Annotated in this window: 16 protein-coding genes; 4 read left to right on the top strand and 12 right to left on the bottom strand. The window is 42.6% G+C overall.

Annotation, left to right across the window (positions count from 1 at the left end):
- Positions 1 to 30: 30 nt before the first annotated feature.
- The 9 genes from FFM70_RS10350 to FFM70_RS10310 all read right to left on the bottom strand — a co-directional run bounded on the left by FFM70_RS10350 (position 31) and on the right by FFM70_RS10310 (position 7912).
- Complete coding sequence (locus FFM70_RS10350; RefSeq protein WP_137616776.1) at positions 31 to 999, bottom strand: hypothetical protein; 969 nt, start codon at positions 997 to 999, stop codon at positions 31 to 33.
- 66 nt (positions 1000 to 1065) lie between these two features.
- Positions 1066 to 2055: a nucleoid-associated protein gene (locus tag FFM70_RS10345; protein WP_171002353.1), complete on the bottom strand. Its 990-nt coding sequence runs from the start codon at positions 2053 to 2055 to the stop codon at positions 1066 to 1068.
- 112 nt (positions 2056 to 2167) lie between these two features.
- Positions 2168 to 2731 carry a sugar O-acetyltransferase gene (locus FFM70_RS10340; RefSeq protein ID WP_137616804.1) on the bottom strand — a complete coding sequence of 188 codons (564 nt, stop codon included), beginning with the start codon at positions 2729 to 2731 and terminating at the stop codon, positions 2168 to 2170.
- Between the two features lie 289 nt (positions 2732 to 3020).
- On the bottom strand, positions 3021 to 4319 hold the full coding sequence (locus FFM70_RS10335; RefSeq protein WP_056945779.1) for a tyrosine-type recombinase/integrase: 1299 nt from the start codon (positions 4317 to 4319) through the stop codon (positions 3021 to 3023).
- A 6-nt stretch (positions 4320 to 4325) separates the two neighbouring features.
- Positions 4326 to 4532, bottom strand: coding sequence for a DUF3173 domain-containing protein (locus FFM70_RS10330; protein WP_201779031.1), 207 nt, complete (start codon positions 4530 to 4532; stop codon positions 4326 to 4328).
- 56 nt (positions 4533 to 4588) lie between these two features.
- Positions 4589 to 5806 carry a replication initiation factor domain-containing protein gene (locus FFM70_RS10325; RefSeq protein WP_056945773.1) on the bottom strand — a complete coding sequence of 406 codons (1218 nt, stop codon included), beginning with the start codon at positions 5804 to 5806 and terminating at the stop codon, positions 4589 to 4591.
- 2 nt (positions 5807 to 5808) lie between these two features.
- Positions 5809 to 7038, bottom strand: a complete 1230-nt coding sequence (locus FFM70_RS10320; protein ID WP_082611528.1) for an FtsK/SpoIIIE domain-containing protein — start codon at positions 7036 to 7038, stop codon at positions 5809 to 5811.
- A 103-nt stretch (positions 7039 to 7141) separates the two neighbouring features.
- Positions 7142 to 7525: a hypothetical protein gene (locus tag FFM70_RS10315; protein WP_056945774.1), complete on the bottom strand. Its 384-nt coding sequence runs from the start codon at positions 7523 to 7525 to the stop codon at positions 7142 to 7144.
- Between the two features lie 93 nt (positions 7526 to 7618).
- Positions 7619 to 7912, bottom strand: a complete 294-nt coding sequence (locus FFM70_RS10310) for a hypothetical protein (RefSeq protein WP_137616774.1) — start codon at positions 7910 to 7912, stop codon at positions 7619 to 7621.
- A gap of 122 nt (positions 7913 to 8034) precedes the next feature.
- Between FFM70_RS10310 and FFM70_RS10305 the strand changes: the two genes are divergently transcribed.
- From FFM70_RS10305 to FFM70_RS10295, 3 genes are all read left to right on the top strand, one after another.
- Positions 8035 to 8874: a hypothetical protein gene (locus tag FFM70_RS10305; RefSeq protein WP_056945776.1), complete on the top strand. Its 840-nt coding sequence runs from the start codon at positions 8035 to 8037 to the stop codon at positions 8872 to 8874.
- Positions 8875 to 9348: 474 nt separating this feature from the next.
- Positions 9349 to 9885, top strand: a complete 537-nt coding sequence (locus FFM70_RS10300) for a hypothetical protein (protein ID WP_056945777.1) — start codon at positions 9349 to 9351, stop codon at positions 9883 to 9885.
- A gap of 76 nt (positions 9886 to 9961) precedes the next feature.
- Positions 9962 to 10420 (top strand): hypothetical protein, encoded by a 459-nt coding sequence (locus tag FFM70_RS10295; RefSeq protein ID WP_054746443.1) that lies wholly within the window; start codon positions 9962 to 9964, stop codon positions 10418 to 10420.
- Between the two features lie 219 nt (positions 10421 to 10639).
- On the opposite strand, the gene guaA is transcribed toward FFM70_RS10295, so the two are convergent.
- The 3 genes from guaA to helD form a co-directional block, all read right to left on the bottom strand.
- Complete coding sequence (guaA, locus tag FFM70_RS10290) at positions 10640 to 12196, bottom strand: glutamine-hydrolyzing GMP synthase (protein WP_137616773.1); 1557 nt, start codon at positions 12194 to 12196, stop codon at positions 10640 to 10642.
- Positions 12197 to 12290: 94 nt separating this feature from the next.
- Positions 12291 to 13214 (bottom strand): type I pantothenate kinase, encoded by a 924-nt coding sequence (gene coaA, locus FFM70_RS10285; RefSeq protein ID WP_137616772.1) that lies wholly within the window; start codon positions 13212 to 13214, stop codon positions 12291 to 12293.
- A gap of 165 nt (positions 13215 to 13379) precedes the next feature.
- A complete protein-coding gene (gene helD / locus FFM70_RS10280) occupies positions 13380 to 15686 on the bottom strand; it encodes an RNA polymerase recycling motor HelD (RefSeq protein ID WP_137616771.1) in 2307 nt (768 codons plus the stop codon).
- Positions 15687 to 15886: 200 nt separating this feature from the next.
- Between helD and FFM70_RS10275 the strand changes: the two genes are divergently transcribed.
- Complete coding sequence (locus FFM70_RS10275) at positions 15887 to 16552, top strand: DedA family protein (RefSeq protein ID WP_171002352.1); 666 nt, start codon at positions 15887 to 15889, stop codon at positions 16550 to 16552.
- The last annotated feature ends 124 nt before the right edge of the window (positions 16553 to 16676 follow it).

The raw sequence follows: 16676 nt of genomic DNA, 5'->3' as shown, positions 1-16676 counted from the left end.
TGCAATAAATTCCAAGCACAATCTAAAAAATCATTTCACAATATCATGAAAGTTTCGTCTGGTTGACATGTTATCTTGTAAAGAATCATAAAAAGATAAATTTGTTAATTTCAAATTGTCACAAAGTTTTTTAGTAATACATTTTCCTCGTTCTTCTACAAGAAGATTGACATTATGATAGAACTGCTCAAATTCCTCTATACTTTTGGGATAAGCGGAATGGTTAAAATGGTTATCCCATAATTCACAAACATTATATTGTTCATCAACAAACGGTAACAAACAATAACTATCAACGTATTTCACCCAAGTATCCTCATCTCCAAATTTTTTTAAAAAGTACTGAAGGTTTAACATAGTCAAATCCCAATAATCCTTTATGTTATTATCCATTGCTCTGCCCTGATTAATCCACATCGGCATAACGATAAAATTACCAATTGAATGGGTTAATTGTGCAAACTTGTTTATTTCATTTAACAAGTTAATGCTGGTTAACCTACCATTAAGGCGTAATTGATTTTCTTTATTAAAATAAAACTTATCTACATTATTTACTTTATCTTTTTTTACCCACTCCTTCAACGCCATATCGAGCTTAGGAATCTCATTAAAATTATTTATCCACGTTTCCTTATTTTTTTCTTTAAATGGGCCACTCACGGAAAGCAGTTGAGTAAATGTTATTTTAAAAGAATTCATTGCATCACCACGATTCTCAGCAACTCCTCCATTGCGGTATGAATACCAACCTAATACATCGTATATATTGTCTGCCTCTTTATCACAATCAGCGTTATGGCCGCTCTTCTTTGTAACGTTAAATTTTACGTTTATTTCTGAAAGTAAATATGCTTTATACGCGAGTTCTAGTCGTAAACTACTTTCTTTACCAATACATTTTTCAACATAGCATTGTTTGAAGTCAAACTCCCATGGCATAATTTTTTTCAATTCACAATACTCTAACCACTTTTTCACCCATAACTCACTAGTCATTTCCAGTACCTCATTTATCGGAAGTTGTAGTTTTTTCACATTCTAAAATTCTAAAATTTCTCGCACCTAAAAGTTGCTCTTCAAACTACCAATATTTTTAATCACGACCGAAGTACTTCCGTCCGGATTTGTCTCAAATTCAATCGCATCCCGATTTTTCAACAAGCTAATCGGAACATTAATTTCAATACCATTATCCAGTTTGATTTTTTGGCGCTCGTACTTCTTTTCAAAATAGTTGGCATTTGGAACGCTAACAACTGGTTCAATGGCCTTTTTGGCTAATTCATCTTTAAATTCTGCCTTAGCTTCTTCCTTCTTATCAAAGACCATATCGGCAATATAGTCATTATCAATGACGCCATCCGTTTCCAGACTATCATGAATCGCCTGTTGTGTCTTAGACGTAACGGCGAAGTCATCGTCATCATCATACTTTTCAGAAATTTTTTGAATCGATTTCTTAATTTGTTTAACGTTATTCGAAACTTTGACAGGTACCGCCGCAACTTTAAGAAAGTCCTTAGACATCAGCCACTTACCACTAGCACCAGTGTATGATTGCTCACGGAGTTGGACTTTATCCGCATCAATCAAGATCATGTTTTTAACGCCTTGACTGGGAGACGGCAAAATACTGTTATTTTGAACGATATTGTTAACCAGAACATCCTCGTCATACTCCACATTATGAATATAGCGTTGCGTGTAGTCTAACTTAGCAATCCCGATTACTTGGCTTAAGTCATCTAGTTCAACGTTAAAAAATAACAAATCGCCACCCGGAATTTTTTCATTTACCTTGATACTGTCAAAGTAATCCAACGCAAACTTTTCCGTCAGTTTCTGAAAATCATCACGATTATTCCAGAATTGTTCGAGCATCGGAATCCGGGATAGTTCCAACTCCACGTATTCACTTTTTTCAAACTTATCAATGACCTTTTCAACATACTTGGTAATTTCCAGATTATCCTTAGCAATCTCTTTTTGCGACAAAACGACATTGCCTGAGTCCTTATCCAAGATATGGTCAATTACATTTAAAATTCGCATTTGTTTTCCTTCTCTATTAGCTGGCATGCAGGCATACCGGTAGCGAACCCCTTTTTTGATTCCGCCAAATTAACCATTACAGTTGGTACTATAGTATGGCTGATCAATTGGTTTAATCTTGGGAAAGTTTCCGGATTGGTTTAGCTGGAACACCGGCAACCAGAGTATTATCAGAGACATCTTTGGTAACCACCGCGCCAGCAGCTATTACCACATTATTACCAATCGTGACCCCTGGCAATACTGTGACTGAACCACCAAACCAAACGTCATTGCCTATGACAACCGGCTTAGCTCGTGCTAAATATTTTCGCCGACCACTTGGTATCATGGGATGGTTGACTGTATAAATTCCGCAATTTGGGCCAATCATGACATTATTGCCAATCTGGACAGGTGCCATATCGAGAATAGTCAAATTATAATTACTTAGAAAATCATGGCCAACATGAATATTTTTGCCATAATCACAATTAAAATTCGCTTGAACCGATAAATGTTCCCCGTAACTTCCTAGGATTTCTTGCATTTTTTTTGTTTGCCGCTCGGGTTCGGTTGCTGGAATGGCGTTAAACTCCTGACAAAGCTTGGCTGCGCGCGCTTTACGGGCGGCTACTTTCTCATCGGCAAAGCAATACCAGTCGCCGGCTTTTAGTTTATCTAATTCAGATGTCATCAATATCATTCCTTTCAACTTTACACTATCACTTAGAGAAATATCTAAGTCAAGTTTCATCTTTTCAAAAATTGGTTGAATCCAATCGATAACCTGCATTACCGTATTTTCTACAAAATAAAACGTGATCTTCATAACTGAAGACCACGCCTGAAGCTAGTTATTGAATAACTAGCGAGAATTAATTTCTTAATGACAAGTTAGTGGTCTTCCAGCACTAAAATTAATTAGTCGCTTTATTCCCACTCAAGCGCTAGCACTCACGTGAGAATACCTACATATCAACGTTTTAAGCACCTTTACACTGTTCCGGTGGTGTGCTTGGTGGGGCACCAATTTCACTCAATTTCTTGATTGATTGATTGCCGTTAAACTTGACCGAACTTACTGCCGCAGTCTCCACTTTGATATTGCCTTCCATCTGCTCAACAATAGCAGTATCGGCGCCGACCCACATATGTGAGTAGTTTCTCAAAGTTATGTCCGGACTGCTATGCCCGAGCCGTTTCGACAGTACCAGAACCGACACATTGAACTCATTAATCAAGTACGATGCATGGCTATGACGCAATCCTTTACCTTGGATAGGCTTCACACCAGCGGCATTAGCATAACGCTGAATAACTCGTCCCAGAGTTGACTTAATCATTGGCAAGCCATCATAGGTAAATACAAAGTCATCGTCTTTGCCTAGCCCTACCGTTTTTTGCCGTTGCCGCCACTTGCGGAGTATATCCACCGTGGTATCGTCCAAAGCGATTGTCCGTTTGCCGTCCGCAGTCTTAGTGTAGTCGTTACGTGTCCAATCCGTCCGTGACTTCAGATACAGCATGTGGTGCACCCGCATACGTTTCTCGTCCAAGTCAATATCGCTCCACCATAAGGCCATGCCCTCATTAACTCGAACACCAGTCATGAAGTAGACCCACAGCATTACGAAATACAGATGTTCCAGAAAGTCGCCAATGTAAATCTGCTTAATGACCTTCTTGAACTCGGTAGCCGTCCAGTATGGCACAATGGCCTTACTCTTCGGAATCGCCTTAATCCGCTTTGACACATTGAACTCTAGATACTGCAGCGTAACCGCCCTGTCCAAGGTCTTACGAAACATACCAAACACCAAACTCGCGTATGACTGTGAGAATCCAGCACCACCTTCATCTGCATCAGTCAGTAAGTATGTTCGGTAATTCTGAACATCCTCGATATTGATATCCCGCAACTTCTTAGACCCGAAACGAGCGCAAAACTGATTGAAAGCGCCTTTACGAACAGAAAACGTACTTTCTTCGACTTCCGTTTTGTACGCAGGAATATAGATGTTCTGCATAAACTCACGATACGTCATTTGATAGTTGGCGTAACTGTTAGCTTGGTAATACTCTCGCTTAACTCGTGTCAATTCTTTATTTGCCGCTGTCGCTGTCTTAAACGGGCGGCCGGTCAAGTCTTTACGCGCCTTCTTTCTAACACGCCGACCGGTAATCCGGTCAATTCCAAGTTCTGTCTGATAGAAGTACATACCGCTCTTCAAGTCCTTGAAAACGCCGGTGTACTTCGTTGTTTGTTGCATTTTATTTGTCATCATCAATCACTCTGCTTTCAATTGAAGCTTCGTGCCAATGATTGACTCAACAACTTCTGTTGGGACACGTCCCAAACGCCGGTTGTTATAAAACGGATACCCATTTTGTACCATAATGGCCTTGGCTTGGCAAATCAAACTTCGCGCGGTGTGCTCTTTGTAGCCAATCGCCATCAAGTCTTGCTTACAAATTGTGGAGGTCACAATTACCATCTCATTTCTTTCAATCGTACAAGAAGCATGAGATACTATGCGGGTAGACTAATTATCTACACAGGAGCGGGACTGTCACCATTTGCTGTCGGAGGCGTGGTGATGGTCTCTTTTTTCATAGCTTCTTGGTTTGCATCAATTTCATCAAATAATTCTGCCAGCGTGCGTTTTTCCATCTCTTTACGGTGAATGGCCACCCACCTAATTGCATCATCAGGCGGATGACGTCCACGCAGGTACACAGCCGCCATTCTTAACAGCAGCTCAATGCCAGAATTGTGTCCCCACAAGGCATCGCATTTGTACATGGCGGTAAACAAGCCAGAATTGAACATCAAATATTGGATTGATTGAATCAACTCGCTGTCTCGTGGGCTTTCTAAGCGTAACCGGCTAAATTCATTATCTTCAACAACACGTATAAGCATTTTCGTTAAATCGGCGTATTCTTCCGTCTCTGCATCAACAAACCGATATTTCTCAAGTAGCTTGCTAGCAATAAATGCCTTCAATGACGGCTCATCATCGTCCAGTTCATTACGGAGGCTATCAGTAATTTGGTGGGCATATATACCTTTGAACACTGCTTCTAACCGTACCCAACTTTCGACCGACAACGCCTCTTCGTAACGAAAGCTAGGTTGCTCTATCTGTTCACGTCGCTTGTCATAGACTCGCAAGAACAGCCGTGTATTGCCCTTTTTAGAACCAACATAGAAAGTTTCGACAATCTTGTTGACCTCATGCGCAGACAAGCCAGAAGGGTTCTTTTTGCCATCAGCGTTTTGAACAATCCATGTACCATCAGTCAGGTGACGGTACAGGTCATCAACTGTAAAATCTACGTTCTGAAAGTCAGCGGTAAAGTCAATTCGACTAAGCCGAGAATGAAATTCATCAGATACAGTCAGTGAAGCGAACTGTTTGATGTTCATCGGTGAATGATGTACCAGCGTCCATTCATGACAGTAGTACGACCATGAATAGGCCGAAAACTTAATCACAATCCCCATCTGAACATTGTCGGGGTGGTACGCAATGGCAAAGTAAAACGGATTGTCGCCAAACTGGTAACCTATCGTGTAACCTTGCGGAACTTTGCCAATCAATTGAGCTTGTTTGCCGAATATCACTTTAATGTCGGTCATCTCAACAAACTTCTTGATGGTGTCCAAGGCAATTAGCGGCCAACTGCCAATATCATCAATCTTTGACTTTTCAACAGTTAGCACCATCGTGAACTCATCAATTCCGAGTAAAAGTGTAGGCTCCATTTTTAGGCTCCTTTACTGGAGCGGGGGTTATTACATAACCCCCGCTTGGCACGAAAAGCGGCGTTAATGTCAAAATTCAGGTAACTAAACGCACACAACTTAGGCGTGTTGGCAATTCCAGGGAATGTGTACACACCTTCACCCTTGCGAAAGTCACGGCTAGGAATTTCTACGCCCGTGCCAAACGCAGTGACGTAGGTTTGCTGTTCAGCATTACCCAAAACAATCTTCAGTGGCAAGTTATCGCGAATCATCGTTGGTAATGACGTACTATCACTCTTCTGCATGACAATAAACAGGAAGAAGCCCAACTGGCGCCCTTGAAGCACAATTTGCGAAATCAGCTTATTGACCTCATCGCGGTGCTTCTTATCCATAGCCTGCACAACACTTTGGAATGACGCGTATTCATCAAAGATAAAAACATACGGGTTAAATCCAAAGTCCGAATATGACGCCTCAAGCTTAGTGGCCAGCTTAGCCTTCAAATCAGCCTTGCGCTTGTCCATCACATCATTGAACTCACGCAGGAGGGCTACAATATCATCAACATCTTCAGCGGTACAGTCAGGCGCAATCATGTCGCCGAGAATCGAAAGGCTGGAGCCTTTCGGATCGGCTAGATATAGTTGATATTGCACCGGCTTGATAAGCATCTGCAACAGGAAAGAATACACACCGTATGTCTTACCAGAACCCGTCTGCCCAACAATTAGCGTGTGGTGTAACGGAATCACAGTGAACTTATCAATGAACAACTCCAAATCACCAACTTGTGCATTGTAACTTAGCAATTCATCAAGAGAACGGAACTCTAATCGTCGTTCAAGACGACTATCAAACAATTCAAAACAGTAGTAATTCTCATCATCACTAAGATACGAGCGTTCAACCACATATCGCCTTAATGCACTGGATAACTGGGCAGTGTCCAAACGTTGGGCATACTTCACACGATTCTCGACCAACAGCATTCCACGCTGATAATTATCTGTGAAAGTGAGCTTAATTTTAGGCAACTGGGCCACGGCAGTTCCGAAGAACTGCCGCGGTACATAATAAGCGGCATCAAGCAAAGCACGGCGAACCGACAAACACAACTTGTAATGGCGTAGTGCAAATCTCCAACCTTTACTAATATGGTTACGCATCGACCAAAATGTGACCGAGCACGTACCAACAACTGTAATCGCGAAGATACATACAATTAGAATTACATCAGGAATCATCATTTGAAGGTACCGCGTGGTAAGGAAAATCCCTACTACCAGTAACAGTAATAGGGATTCAATGACAACCAAGGCCTGTCCACGAAGGTACCGTGAAGTTTTAACCTTACTTGTCACGCTTAATCACCTGCACATCCTTATAACGGAGAATCAGGTTGAACCCAATGATGAAAGTCTTTTCAACAATCATGTCACCGAGCCGAATGACATCGCCCTTTTGAGCATCTAAACGCTGTACTCCGTTCAAGATTGTCACATCAAAGGTATTCAGAACGTTGTTATCCCGCTTCATGCCAGTCTTTTTGTCAACACCATAATCGGCGGTATCTTTGACCACTTGAAGCGTTAATGCTACACCGATATCTTGAGGATTCTTCTTGCTAGCATATGGGTGCTGAGAGACCAAGCGGAACTGGTTGTTAGTTACCGACTTGAATTTCGCATCGTTGAAACTGGTCTGCGAAAAGAACCAGGAATTTTGTAGAGCCATGATAGTTACCTCCGCTGCGATACGCAGCCGTCTTTATTTTTGTACCCAGAGTTTATTGACATCGTGGCCTTGGTCAAGACGTATTAGTTACGGTCAACAGCCATAACCATACTTTCGATTCCAATTACGGCGAGCAAGTACTGCCATTAGGTCACGCATACATGCCTGACAATCCTTAGTAGCCTTCACCTCGAGGCTTATATCACCTAATTTCAGAAATATGGTTGGTTCATTGCCAAAAGGGTCAAAGTGATTTGCTAATATAAGGCCATTCAATTCGTCCATTGCTTCTTCAATTTCTGAGTCATTTACATGGTGCTCGTCTAGCAGGGAACCTGATACTAGTGAATGACTGTAGCTAACGTTCATGTGCTCATGATTCGTCATGTTGTCACCTCCTTGCGCTTTCGATATTTTAAGTATATACTTGCAACGTGGGATTGAAATATGACCTTTTTTCGTTAATATAACAATTTTGTCCCACGCTTTAAGGGAGAGGAGTCCTCATAATGTTTGAAACGGCGTTTAAAAAAACCACAAAATATGTGTTTACCACAATTAGTTCAACTATTAAGAAACGAAAGGAAGAACTTAACCTAAATCGTTCGGACATTCTATCCGACGAATCGTTAGTCAGTAATATCATCAACAATAAACGGACTACTAAATATCCGAACTTGATGAGTGACTTCAATGCGCAAGATATCCGAGAGAACCTGAAATTCAACAATCTTGATGAAATGCTTTGGGGACAAATCAAGTGGAATGTGCTACTGAAAAAAGCAATTAATGAGATTTATTCATACAAAGGTACCGACTTAACTATGATTAATCTACACGAACTACTTTTTCAGGTCCTAACTGCAAATGTTCACTTTGCTCAAATGCGTGCAGGACTTAGTTATGACATCTATCCAGTTAAGGTTGAACGTAAAAAATCGAGAACAATTAATACTGTTAAAATTGAAGCACTTGACGAACTTTCTCAGCGCATACAGTTTTTAAATGCTGAATCTTTTCAAGAAATTTTAGTTCGTCGATTTGAGGAGGAGTTTTTCGGAAAGGAATTCCGAAAGTTTTACGTCAGGTTTCCTAAGCTCATGCAAACAATCTTCACGGACATTCTTACGCCGCTCAAACCTACCCCAACTGATACTGGTATGCTAGCCTATTACTTGACTATAAATGCCTATGAAGCATTCGAAGCAGAAAGTCGTGCTTGGTATCAAGATGATAACCGGATGCGTAACGAATACGCTAGAGTTTCCACCGAGCTTGATACGGCAATCGGAGCCATGCAAAAAGTACACAGATATGAAATGTCATTATTCCCTCAAAAAAACGGCTAATGTATATATTAAAAGCGACTGCCCGATGGACAGTCGCTTTGTTATAACGTCAATTTTATTATTAGCGCATATTTTACTATCGTAGAAATCATAAGTGGTGGATAAGATATCGTTTTATCAGAGCGGTATTTCACATATCTCCAAACTTTTGCTCTATTTCTTCCATGTGGTCTGCCAAATACGGTCACATATGCAAAGAGTTATTTTAATCATGAAAACTAGTAATTAGACTTCATGCCGTTATGATGCTTGGCGTTCATTTTCGCCGTCCTTACTCTACTGTCTAATGTGGTCACTAGCCGTCTCGCCGCATTTTCAAATATTCGTCGGGCATTTTTACTCTGCATCAGTTGAACATGTGTGGTAATGCCACAATCATTTTAGTGATTTTGTTCTGTAAGTAGGATTTCCCTTTTTTATAGGCTATCATATACTTAACGAATAATGACATCACAACTAAAGGCGAGGAAAACTATGACACCAAAACGAATCTTCTCAGCTTCGCTGATTCTTTTAGCTGGCTTAAGCATCACTCTCGTGGCTTGTTCTGAAAAAAACGATACCGGTACGAGCACTACGAAAAGTTCATCTTCCCAGGTTTCTAAACAGGCGGTCAAAAAAGTGTCCGCTAAACAACAGATGCTTAACAAAGTTGAACAGACATACAAACACGCATATCTGTTCAACTATGAATCAGATGAAGAATCTCTATTCCACAATGCGGCATTCTTGATTAACCCAGACACTCGTAAAGCTGCATTTCTATTCACAAATACACACAAGATTATTGAAATGACCTATGAGACAAACATCAAACCTGAAGGGACTTCCACAGGAGGCTGGAATCGTCTAACCTATAACGGAACGTCCTACGTCTGGCAGGACCAATTTGATAACGATGACAACTCTATATTCATGTCCCTTGAACACGATGATACTGGAAGCGACTTTCAGACCGCCTACAAAAAGACCATCTCTGATGCAGTTAACTTCGCATTCGACAAAGAATAGTGATGCCACGGTATAGACGCACACGTTTTGATGCAGTATAATCAAATTAATCAGGAGATTCATGGAGGACACATCAATGGAAACTGTAATTGGCTTTACCATTATTGGCGGTATCATTCTTGCCATTGTTGCACTAATCATGCTTATCTTTGCTGCTCTGCGCAAACGGCCAAAGAAGCTAAGTGTCATCCTTTTAGTAGTCGGAATTGCACTTCCAACTGCTGCAACTCTTTTTGGGGTTATATCGGGTGTTGGTTCTGCTGACTATACTGTTACCTCTAAGGCAGAAGGTAAAGACTTCATCGCCAATGCTACCACCAAAGAGATTGAAGGCAAAACCCTTGAGTTTAAGGTTACCGAAGTTGGCGATGAAAGCCAGATGGGTGTCGGTCTTGCTGCTCCGGGCGGTTTTGACGTTCTCTTACCCGTAACCAAAGAAACACGTAAAATTAAGGCCGGTGATACCATTACCGTTAAATGTGAAGCTGTTGGTAACATAGTTGGTATTCCTGCTGTATCTGCAACTTTAGAATAATAACCACCGAAGAGGCTGAAAAGCCTCTTTTTATTCGCTTCGTTCTGAAATATCTTGGTGGGTCACAGTAGCAAAATAGCCGCCGTTACCTAAGCAACAGCGGCTATCTTTGGTGGTGATTTTGGTGGGGCACCTTTGTTATGACCCACTATTTAGCCCGTTTTATGACAACCGAAACGCCGTTAAATCAACGTTCTGGCTTCAACTTCACTTACTTCATTATTCCCACTCAATAGTCGAAGGTGGCTTACTCGTAACATCGTACACGATCCGGTTAACGTGATCGACTTCATTGACGATCCGTACCGAGATCTTCTGTAAGACGTCCCAAGGAATCCGCGCAAAATCGGCGGTCATGCCGTCAATTGACGTTACGGCCCGAATACCAACAGTGTAGTCGTAGGTCCGACCATCACCCATGACACCGACTGACTTGATCCCTGGTAATACGGTAAAGTATTGCCAGATCTCGCGGTCCAAGCCAGCTTTTTTGATTTCATCGCGTAAGATGTAATCACTATCGCGGACGATTTCCAACTTATCTTCAGTGATTTCACCAATGACCCGAATCCCTAAACCGGGACCTGGGAATGGTTGACGCCAAACGAGCGCTGAAGGCATGCCAAGCTTTTCACCTAATTCACGAGCTTCGTCTTTAAATAAAGTCCGTAATGGTTCGATCAACTTAAATTGCATGTCCTTTGGCAACCCACCAACGTTATGATGAGATTTAATCGTTTGCGCTGTGGAAGTCCCACTTTCGATGACGTCGGTGTACAACGTCCCTTGCGCTAAGAATTCCATCCCATTTAACTTAGTGGCTTCTTCATCGAAGACTTGGATAAATTCGTTACCAATGATCTTCCGTTTGGTTTCGGGGTCGCTGACACCAGCTAATTTGCTCATAAACCGGTCTTTCGCATCAACTTTAATGATGTTCAGGCCGAATTTACCTTCCAAACTAGCCATGACTTGGTCAGCTTCGCCTTTACGTAACAGACCATGATCAACGAAAATACTCGTCAACTGCGTGCCAATCGCCTTGTGCAACAAGACACCGACAACGCTAGAGTCTACCCCGCCAGAAAGGCCGAGCAAGACTTTTTTGTCCCCAACTTCAGCGCGAATTTTTTCAATTTGCATGTCAATGAAATCATCCATTGACCAGTTGGCTTCAGCTTGGCAAACATCGAACGCAAAATGCCGTAAGATCTCGTTACCATAATCAGTGTTCCGCACTTCAGCGTGGAATTGAATCCCATACAGCTTGCGGTCAACATTTTGAATGGCGGCGATGGGGCAGTTCTTCGAAGTTGCGACCACTTCAAAACCAGCGGGAGCTTGGGTCACCAAGTCACCATGGCTCATCCAAACTGATTGTTCTTTAGGCGTGTCTTTGAATAAAGTGGCGTTATCACTAGTGACAGTGATGTTTGCTTTCCCATATTCGCGGTTATCAGCGGATTCAACTTTCCCACCATCGAGTGAGTAAGTCATCAGCTGCATCCCATAACAAATCCCCAAGATAGGAATCCCTAGCTTGAAAATTTCAGGATCAACCCGAAAGGCGCCATCATCGTAAACACTATTCGGCCCACCAGAGAAAATAATTCCCTTTGGGTGGCGGGCTTTGATTTCATCAGCGGTGATCTTATTTGGTAGTAATTCCGAATAAACGCCGAAATCACGAATGCGCCGGGTAATCAATTGGTTATATTGACTCCCAAAATCCAACACAAGAATTGAGTCGAATGACGCGGTGTCCGTTTTTGCCAAGTTGTTCACTCCTTTGGATTAATTGTAGCTCAATAGCTCTATCATACTGATTTCTCAAGGAACGGTCAATAACTATGAGAAATTTCTTAGCGGTTTAATACTTGCGGAAATAGACGGCGTCAATCACATGATGCGCCACCTTGTGCAAAATCAAATCCGCACGATTCCGCGTTGGCAAGATATAATCATTCAAGTTTTTCAAATCGACATCTTCCCACACGCGCTTCGCCATCGTAATCGCATCGTCATGATCACCGATGGCCCACGGGTAAAAGTAGTTTTGCGGGTCTTGGAACGCGGTCTTCATCAACGCTTCAAAACGATCAAGGTACCAGGTTTCAATCAAGTTGGCATCCGCATCGACATACACCGAGAAGTCGGTGAAATCACTAATATAAATATGTTGATTGGTCGGCAACTGCAACACATTAATCCCTTCGATAATCAAAATATCGGGATGGGTGATGACGTCATAGCGATTCGGAACGATATCGTAAGTCTGATGCGAATACACCGGTGCCTTCGCAATCGGCTTGCCACTCTTCACGTCATTCAAGAATTGAATCAACCGCGGCATATCATAGCTTTCCGGAAACCCCTTGCGTTCCATTAACTGACGTTGCTTGAGTTCCGCATTGGAATATAAGAACCCATCCGTCGTAATTAATTGCGTGCGCCGGTCCGGATATAAATATTTAAATAAAATTTCTAATAGGCGCGCCGTCGTTGTTTTTCCAACGGCCACACTCCCTGAGACGCCGATAATAAAGGGCGACTGCTTATTATTCCGTTGCAGAAAGACGGCTTCCGTCTCCCGCCAGGATAAGTAGTGTTCAAACTTCGCCTGAAGTAAATGCGCGACCGGTAAATAAATCTCGCGGACATCATCGATGCTGATCTGATCATTGAACGCTTTAATTTCGTGTAGATTATTGGCGGTCAATGGCACGTGACCACCGCGATAGAATCGTTTCCATTGCTCCCGTGAGAAGCGATAATAATTCAGTTGCTCTTCCATAATTTGTCTGCCACCATCATTAAATTAATGGGCTAATTATAGCATAAAAGCAGTCGTAATTATGCCACAGCTCGTTTAGTAATACCGGGAATTCCAAGTATAAAAAAATCAGCACAACAGCTGAATAAACAGTTGTCGTGCTAATTAACTTTTTAAAGTATTAGCTTAAACAGTTGTTTCATTAATCGTATACAGTTCTGGCTTAACGCGTGTCAACAATGGTGACAGTTGACCAATCGCAATCACGGTCAATTCATGCATCGCTCGTGAGCAGATCGTATAGAGTAATTGCCGCTCGTCTTCACGTTGATAGTTATCAGCGTTGGCGTTCCACACGATGACCGCATCGAATTCCAACCCTTTCGCTAAGAACGATGGCACGACGATTAGCCCCGGTGCTAACCGTTGATTTTCAGTCCGAATCAAGGTGACGTGAATGCCCCGAGCTTGCAAGGCTTCCGTCAATTGCTCACTTTCAGCTAAAGTCTTGCCAATAATCGCCGTCGTATCATGATCCGAATTATTGGTGGCTAACTGCTTAACCACTTGGTCCACCGCTTGCTCAAAGTTATCCGTGACCGCCATATTTGGCAAGTCGCCTTGGCGATCAAACGCCGTAACGGCTTCACCATTGACGAGGATTTCTTTAGTAAAATCGGTAATCTGTTGCGTCGACCGATACGACTTGGTTAATTGAACGACCCGCGTCTTTTCTGGATCGAACAACGTTTCCAGTTCACCAATCAACGTATGACTGTTTTCTTTAGTGAAGATTGCTTGGTTCAAATCCCCGAGCATCGTAAACCGGGCATTTGGGAAGCTAAATTTCAAGAAAGCCAATTGGAACGCGTTGTAATCTTGAATTTCATCTAAGAAGACGAAACGAATGTCACGTTGGCCCTTTTTACCGGTCATCAAATCATGCAAGTACATGTAGGCTGACACGGTTGTCAACGAAATGTGGCGTTCTTTGATGGCGGCCAGCTTGGCTTCCACGGCCTGTTCCCAATCGTCCTTCGAAATCCCGTACTTGTCGAGATCAAGGATTGCGGGAACTTCATGCAAGAAGTGGGCGTACTGCATGTTGATGCTCAAGAAACGGTTCCGCACGATTTGTGTTCGGGCGGTTCCTAAGCGTTGCATGACAATCTTCCGTGCTAAGAACCGGAATTCTTCATCGCCGTTCTTAAATTCACGCGGTTGGTTGCCGTACATGTCGTTCAATTCTTCTTTAGATAAGTCTTGAACGGCTTCTTCGACCCACTTCGTCCGCATTTCGGCCGCAACTTTGCGGTTCAAAATTTTAATCAATTCTTCCTTAGTCGCCGACAAGCGGTTGCCAAGGTGATAGTTTTCGTTAAATGAATAGTAGATTTCTTTGATCTTGTCACGCGGAATCAAGACTTCCTTGTTCAGCATGATGTTGCGGAAACGCATGTCAGCGGATTCCAAATGCCGACCATATGTCGTGACCGCATTGAAAAAGGCTAAGCTACCTTCCAGTTTGGTAATTTTCGCCATCGTCGGCGTGTTTTCCGTTTCAAAACGTTGTTGTAACGTCTCGACTTGCATGTGTGGCAGGCGATATGACGCGTATTGGAAGTACGTCATCTGCACCATATTTTGCTCGCCCAATTCAGGAAGCACTTGGTTAATATAGTCGTTGAACAATTGGTTCGGCGAGAATAGGATCACTTGCCCCGCGTTTAAATTACCCCGATAACGGTATAAGAGATACGCCACTCGTTGCAGTACCGACGACGTTTTCCCCGATCCCGCAGCCCCTTGAACGAATAAGAGGTCCGAACTGGTATCGCGGATAATCGTATTTTGTTCCTTCTGGATGGTCGTGACGATGCTCTTCATCTTCACGTCAGACTTTTCGTCCAATACTTCGAGTAACATCGAATCGCCCACGGCTTCATCCGTATCGTAGACCGTGACAATGGTCCCGTCTTCGATCATCAGTTGTCGTTTTAATTGGACATCCACCGACTGTAAGCCATCCGGCGTCTGATAAGTGACGTGCCCCAACCCACCATCATAATAGATGCTTGAGATTGGCGCCCGCCAGTCATAGATCAAGAAGTGATCCGGACTGTCAGAAAATGAGCTCAGCCCAATATAAATGGTTTCGGTCGCCGGTTCGCCCGCCTCATGAAAATCAAGGCGCGCAAAATAAGCATTCTTTTCCAACTTTTTCAAAGTCGACAATTGTTTGGTCGCGTGTTGCCAACTATTCTGCCGTTCGTCCAACATTTGTTGCTGTTGTCGGACGGACAAACCAGTTTCCATCATGCCTTCATAACTGTCGGTCTTAATATTGACGTCATTATAAAAGTTTTGCTTAATATCGGCTTGATCATTTTCGGACCGTTCAATCGTTTCACTCTGTTTCGTTTCCTCGATCCGAATCTTATCAACCACATAATCAAGATGTTGTTGTTCTGAAGCTTTAATCGACTTAGCCATCAAGCGTCCTCCATTCCTAAAACTCGATAAACAATCTTATCACTATCCCAGGCTTGACTCAATCAATAACCTGTTAAAATGAGGCAAATTCGTCATTTTAGTTAAGGAAGTATGACCGTTTCATTATCAAAGTTATGATTCGTTTAAATCGATGAAAATGTTACCGCTTACACTAGTAATTTAACGATAATCCGACTAAAATGAAACTAACTTTACTGGAGGTGGCGCCGTTGGCCAATTTAATTGAAATTCTGACCCATTTGGAAGACTTCATCGTGCCACTGTTAATGACACTCGGTAATTGGAGCTACATTACCCTATTTGCCGTCATCTTCCTGGAAACCGGCATGGTCGTCTTCCCATTTTTACCCGGTGAATCGCTGATCTTTCTCGCCAGCACGATGGCCGCGACCCACACGAGCTTGAGTATTCAAGTACTCGTGCCCGTCTTCTTTGCCGCTGCCGTGATTGGCGATACCGTTAACTTTGAAATTGGCCGCTACTTGATCAACTTGCCTTGGTTGCAACGTCATTTACCACAGGATAAGCAAGTCAAAGCGCAACGTTTCTTCGCCAAGTATGGGAGTAAGGCCGTCATGTTTGGTCGCTTTGTGCCGTTGATTCGGACTTTCGTACCATTAAGTGCCGGTGCGTCTAAAATGGCACAGAAATCTTTCGCCTTATGGAATTTATTAGGCGTTGGCATCTGGGTCGCGGTCGGTTGCTCACTCGGCTACTTCTTTGGTTCCATCAGCTTCGTGCAGGATCACCTGTCACTATTCTTCTTAGGAATTCTCGCCTGCGCGTTAATTCCGGCTGCCACGATTACGTTGTTCAAAACACTGCGTCGTCACCCGGTCGCTTAAACTTAAATTTGATGATTTTGATAACTGTCAGTTGGCAGTTATTTTTTTGCGCTAAATCTTAGTTTAAATAGCAAAAAACAGTTGGTCACAATCTTCCAACTGTTTCTAAAACACACCCAATTTT

It is taken from the genome of Lactiplantibacillus nangangensis (assembly GCF_005405065.1).
GTDB classification, from domain to species: domain Bacteria; phylum Bacillota; class Bacilli; order Lactobacillales; family Lactobacillaceae; genus Lactiplantibacillus; species Lactiplantibacillus nangangensis.
This window is presented reverse-complemented; position numbering and strand designations above follow the sequence as displayed.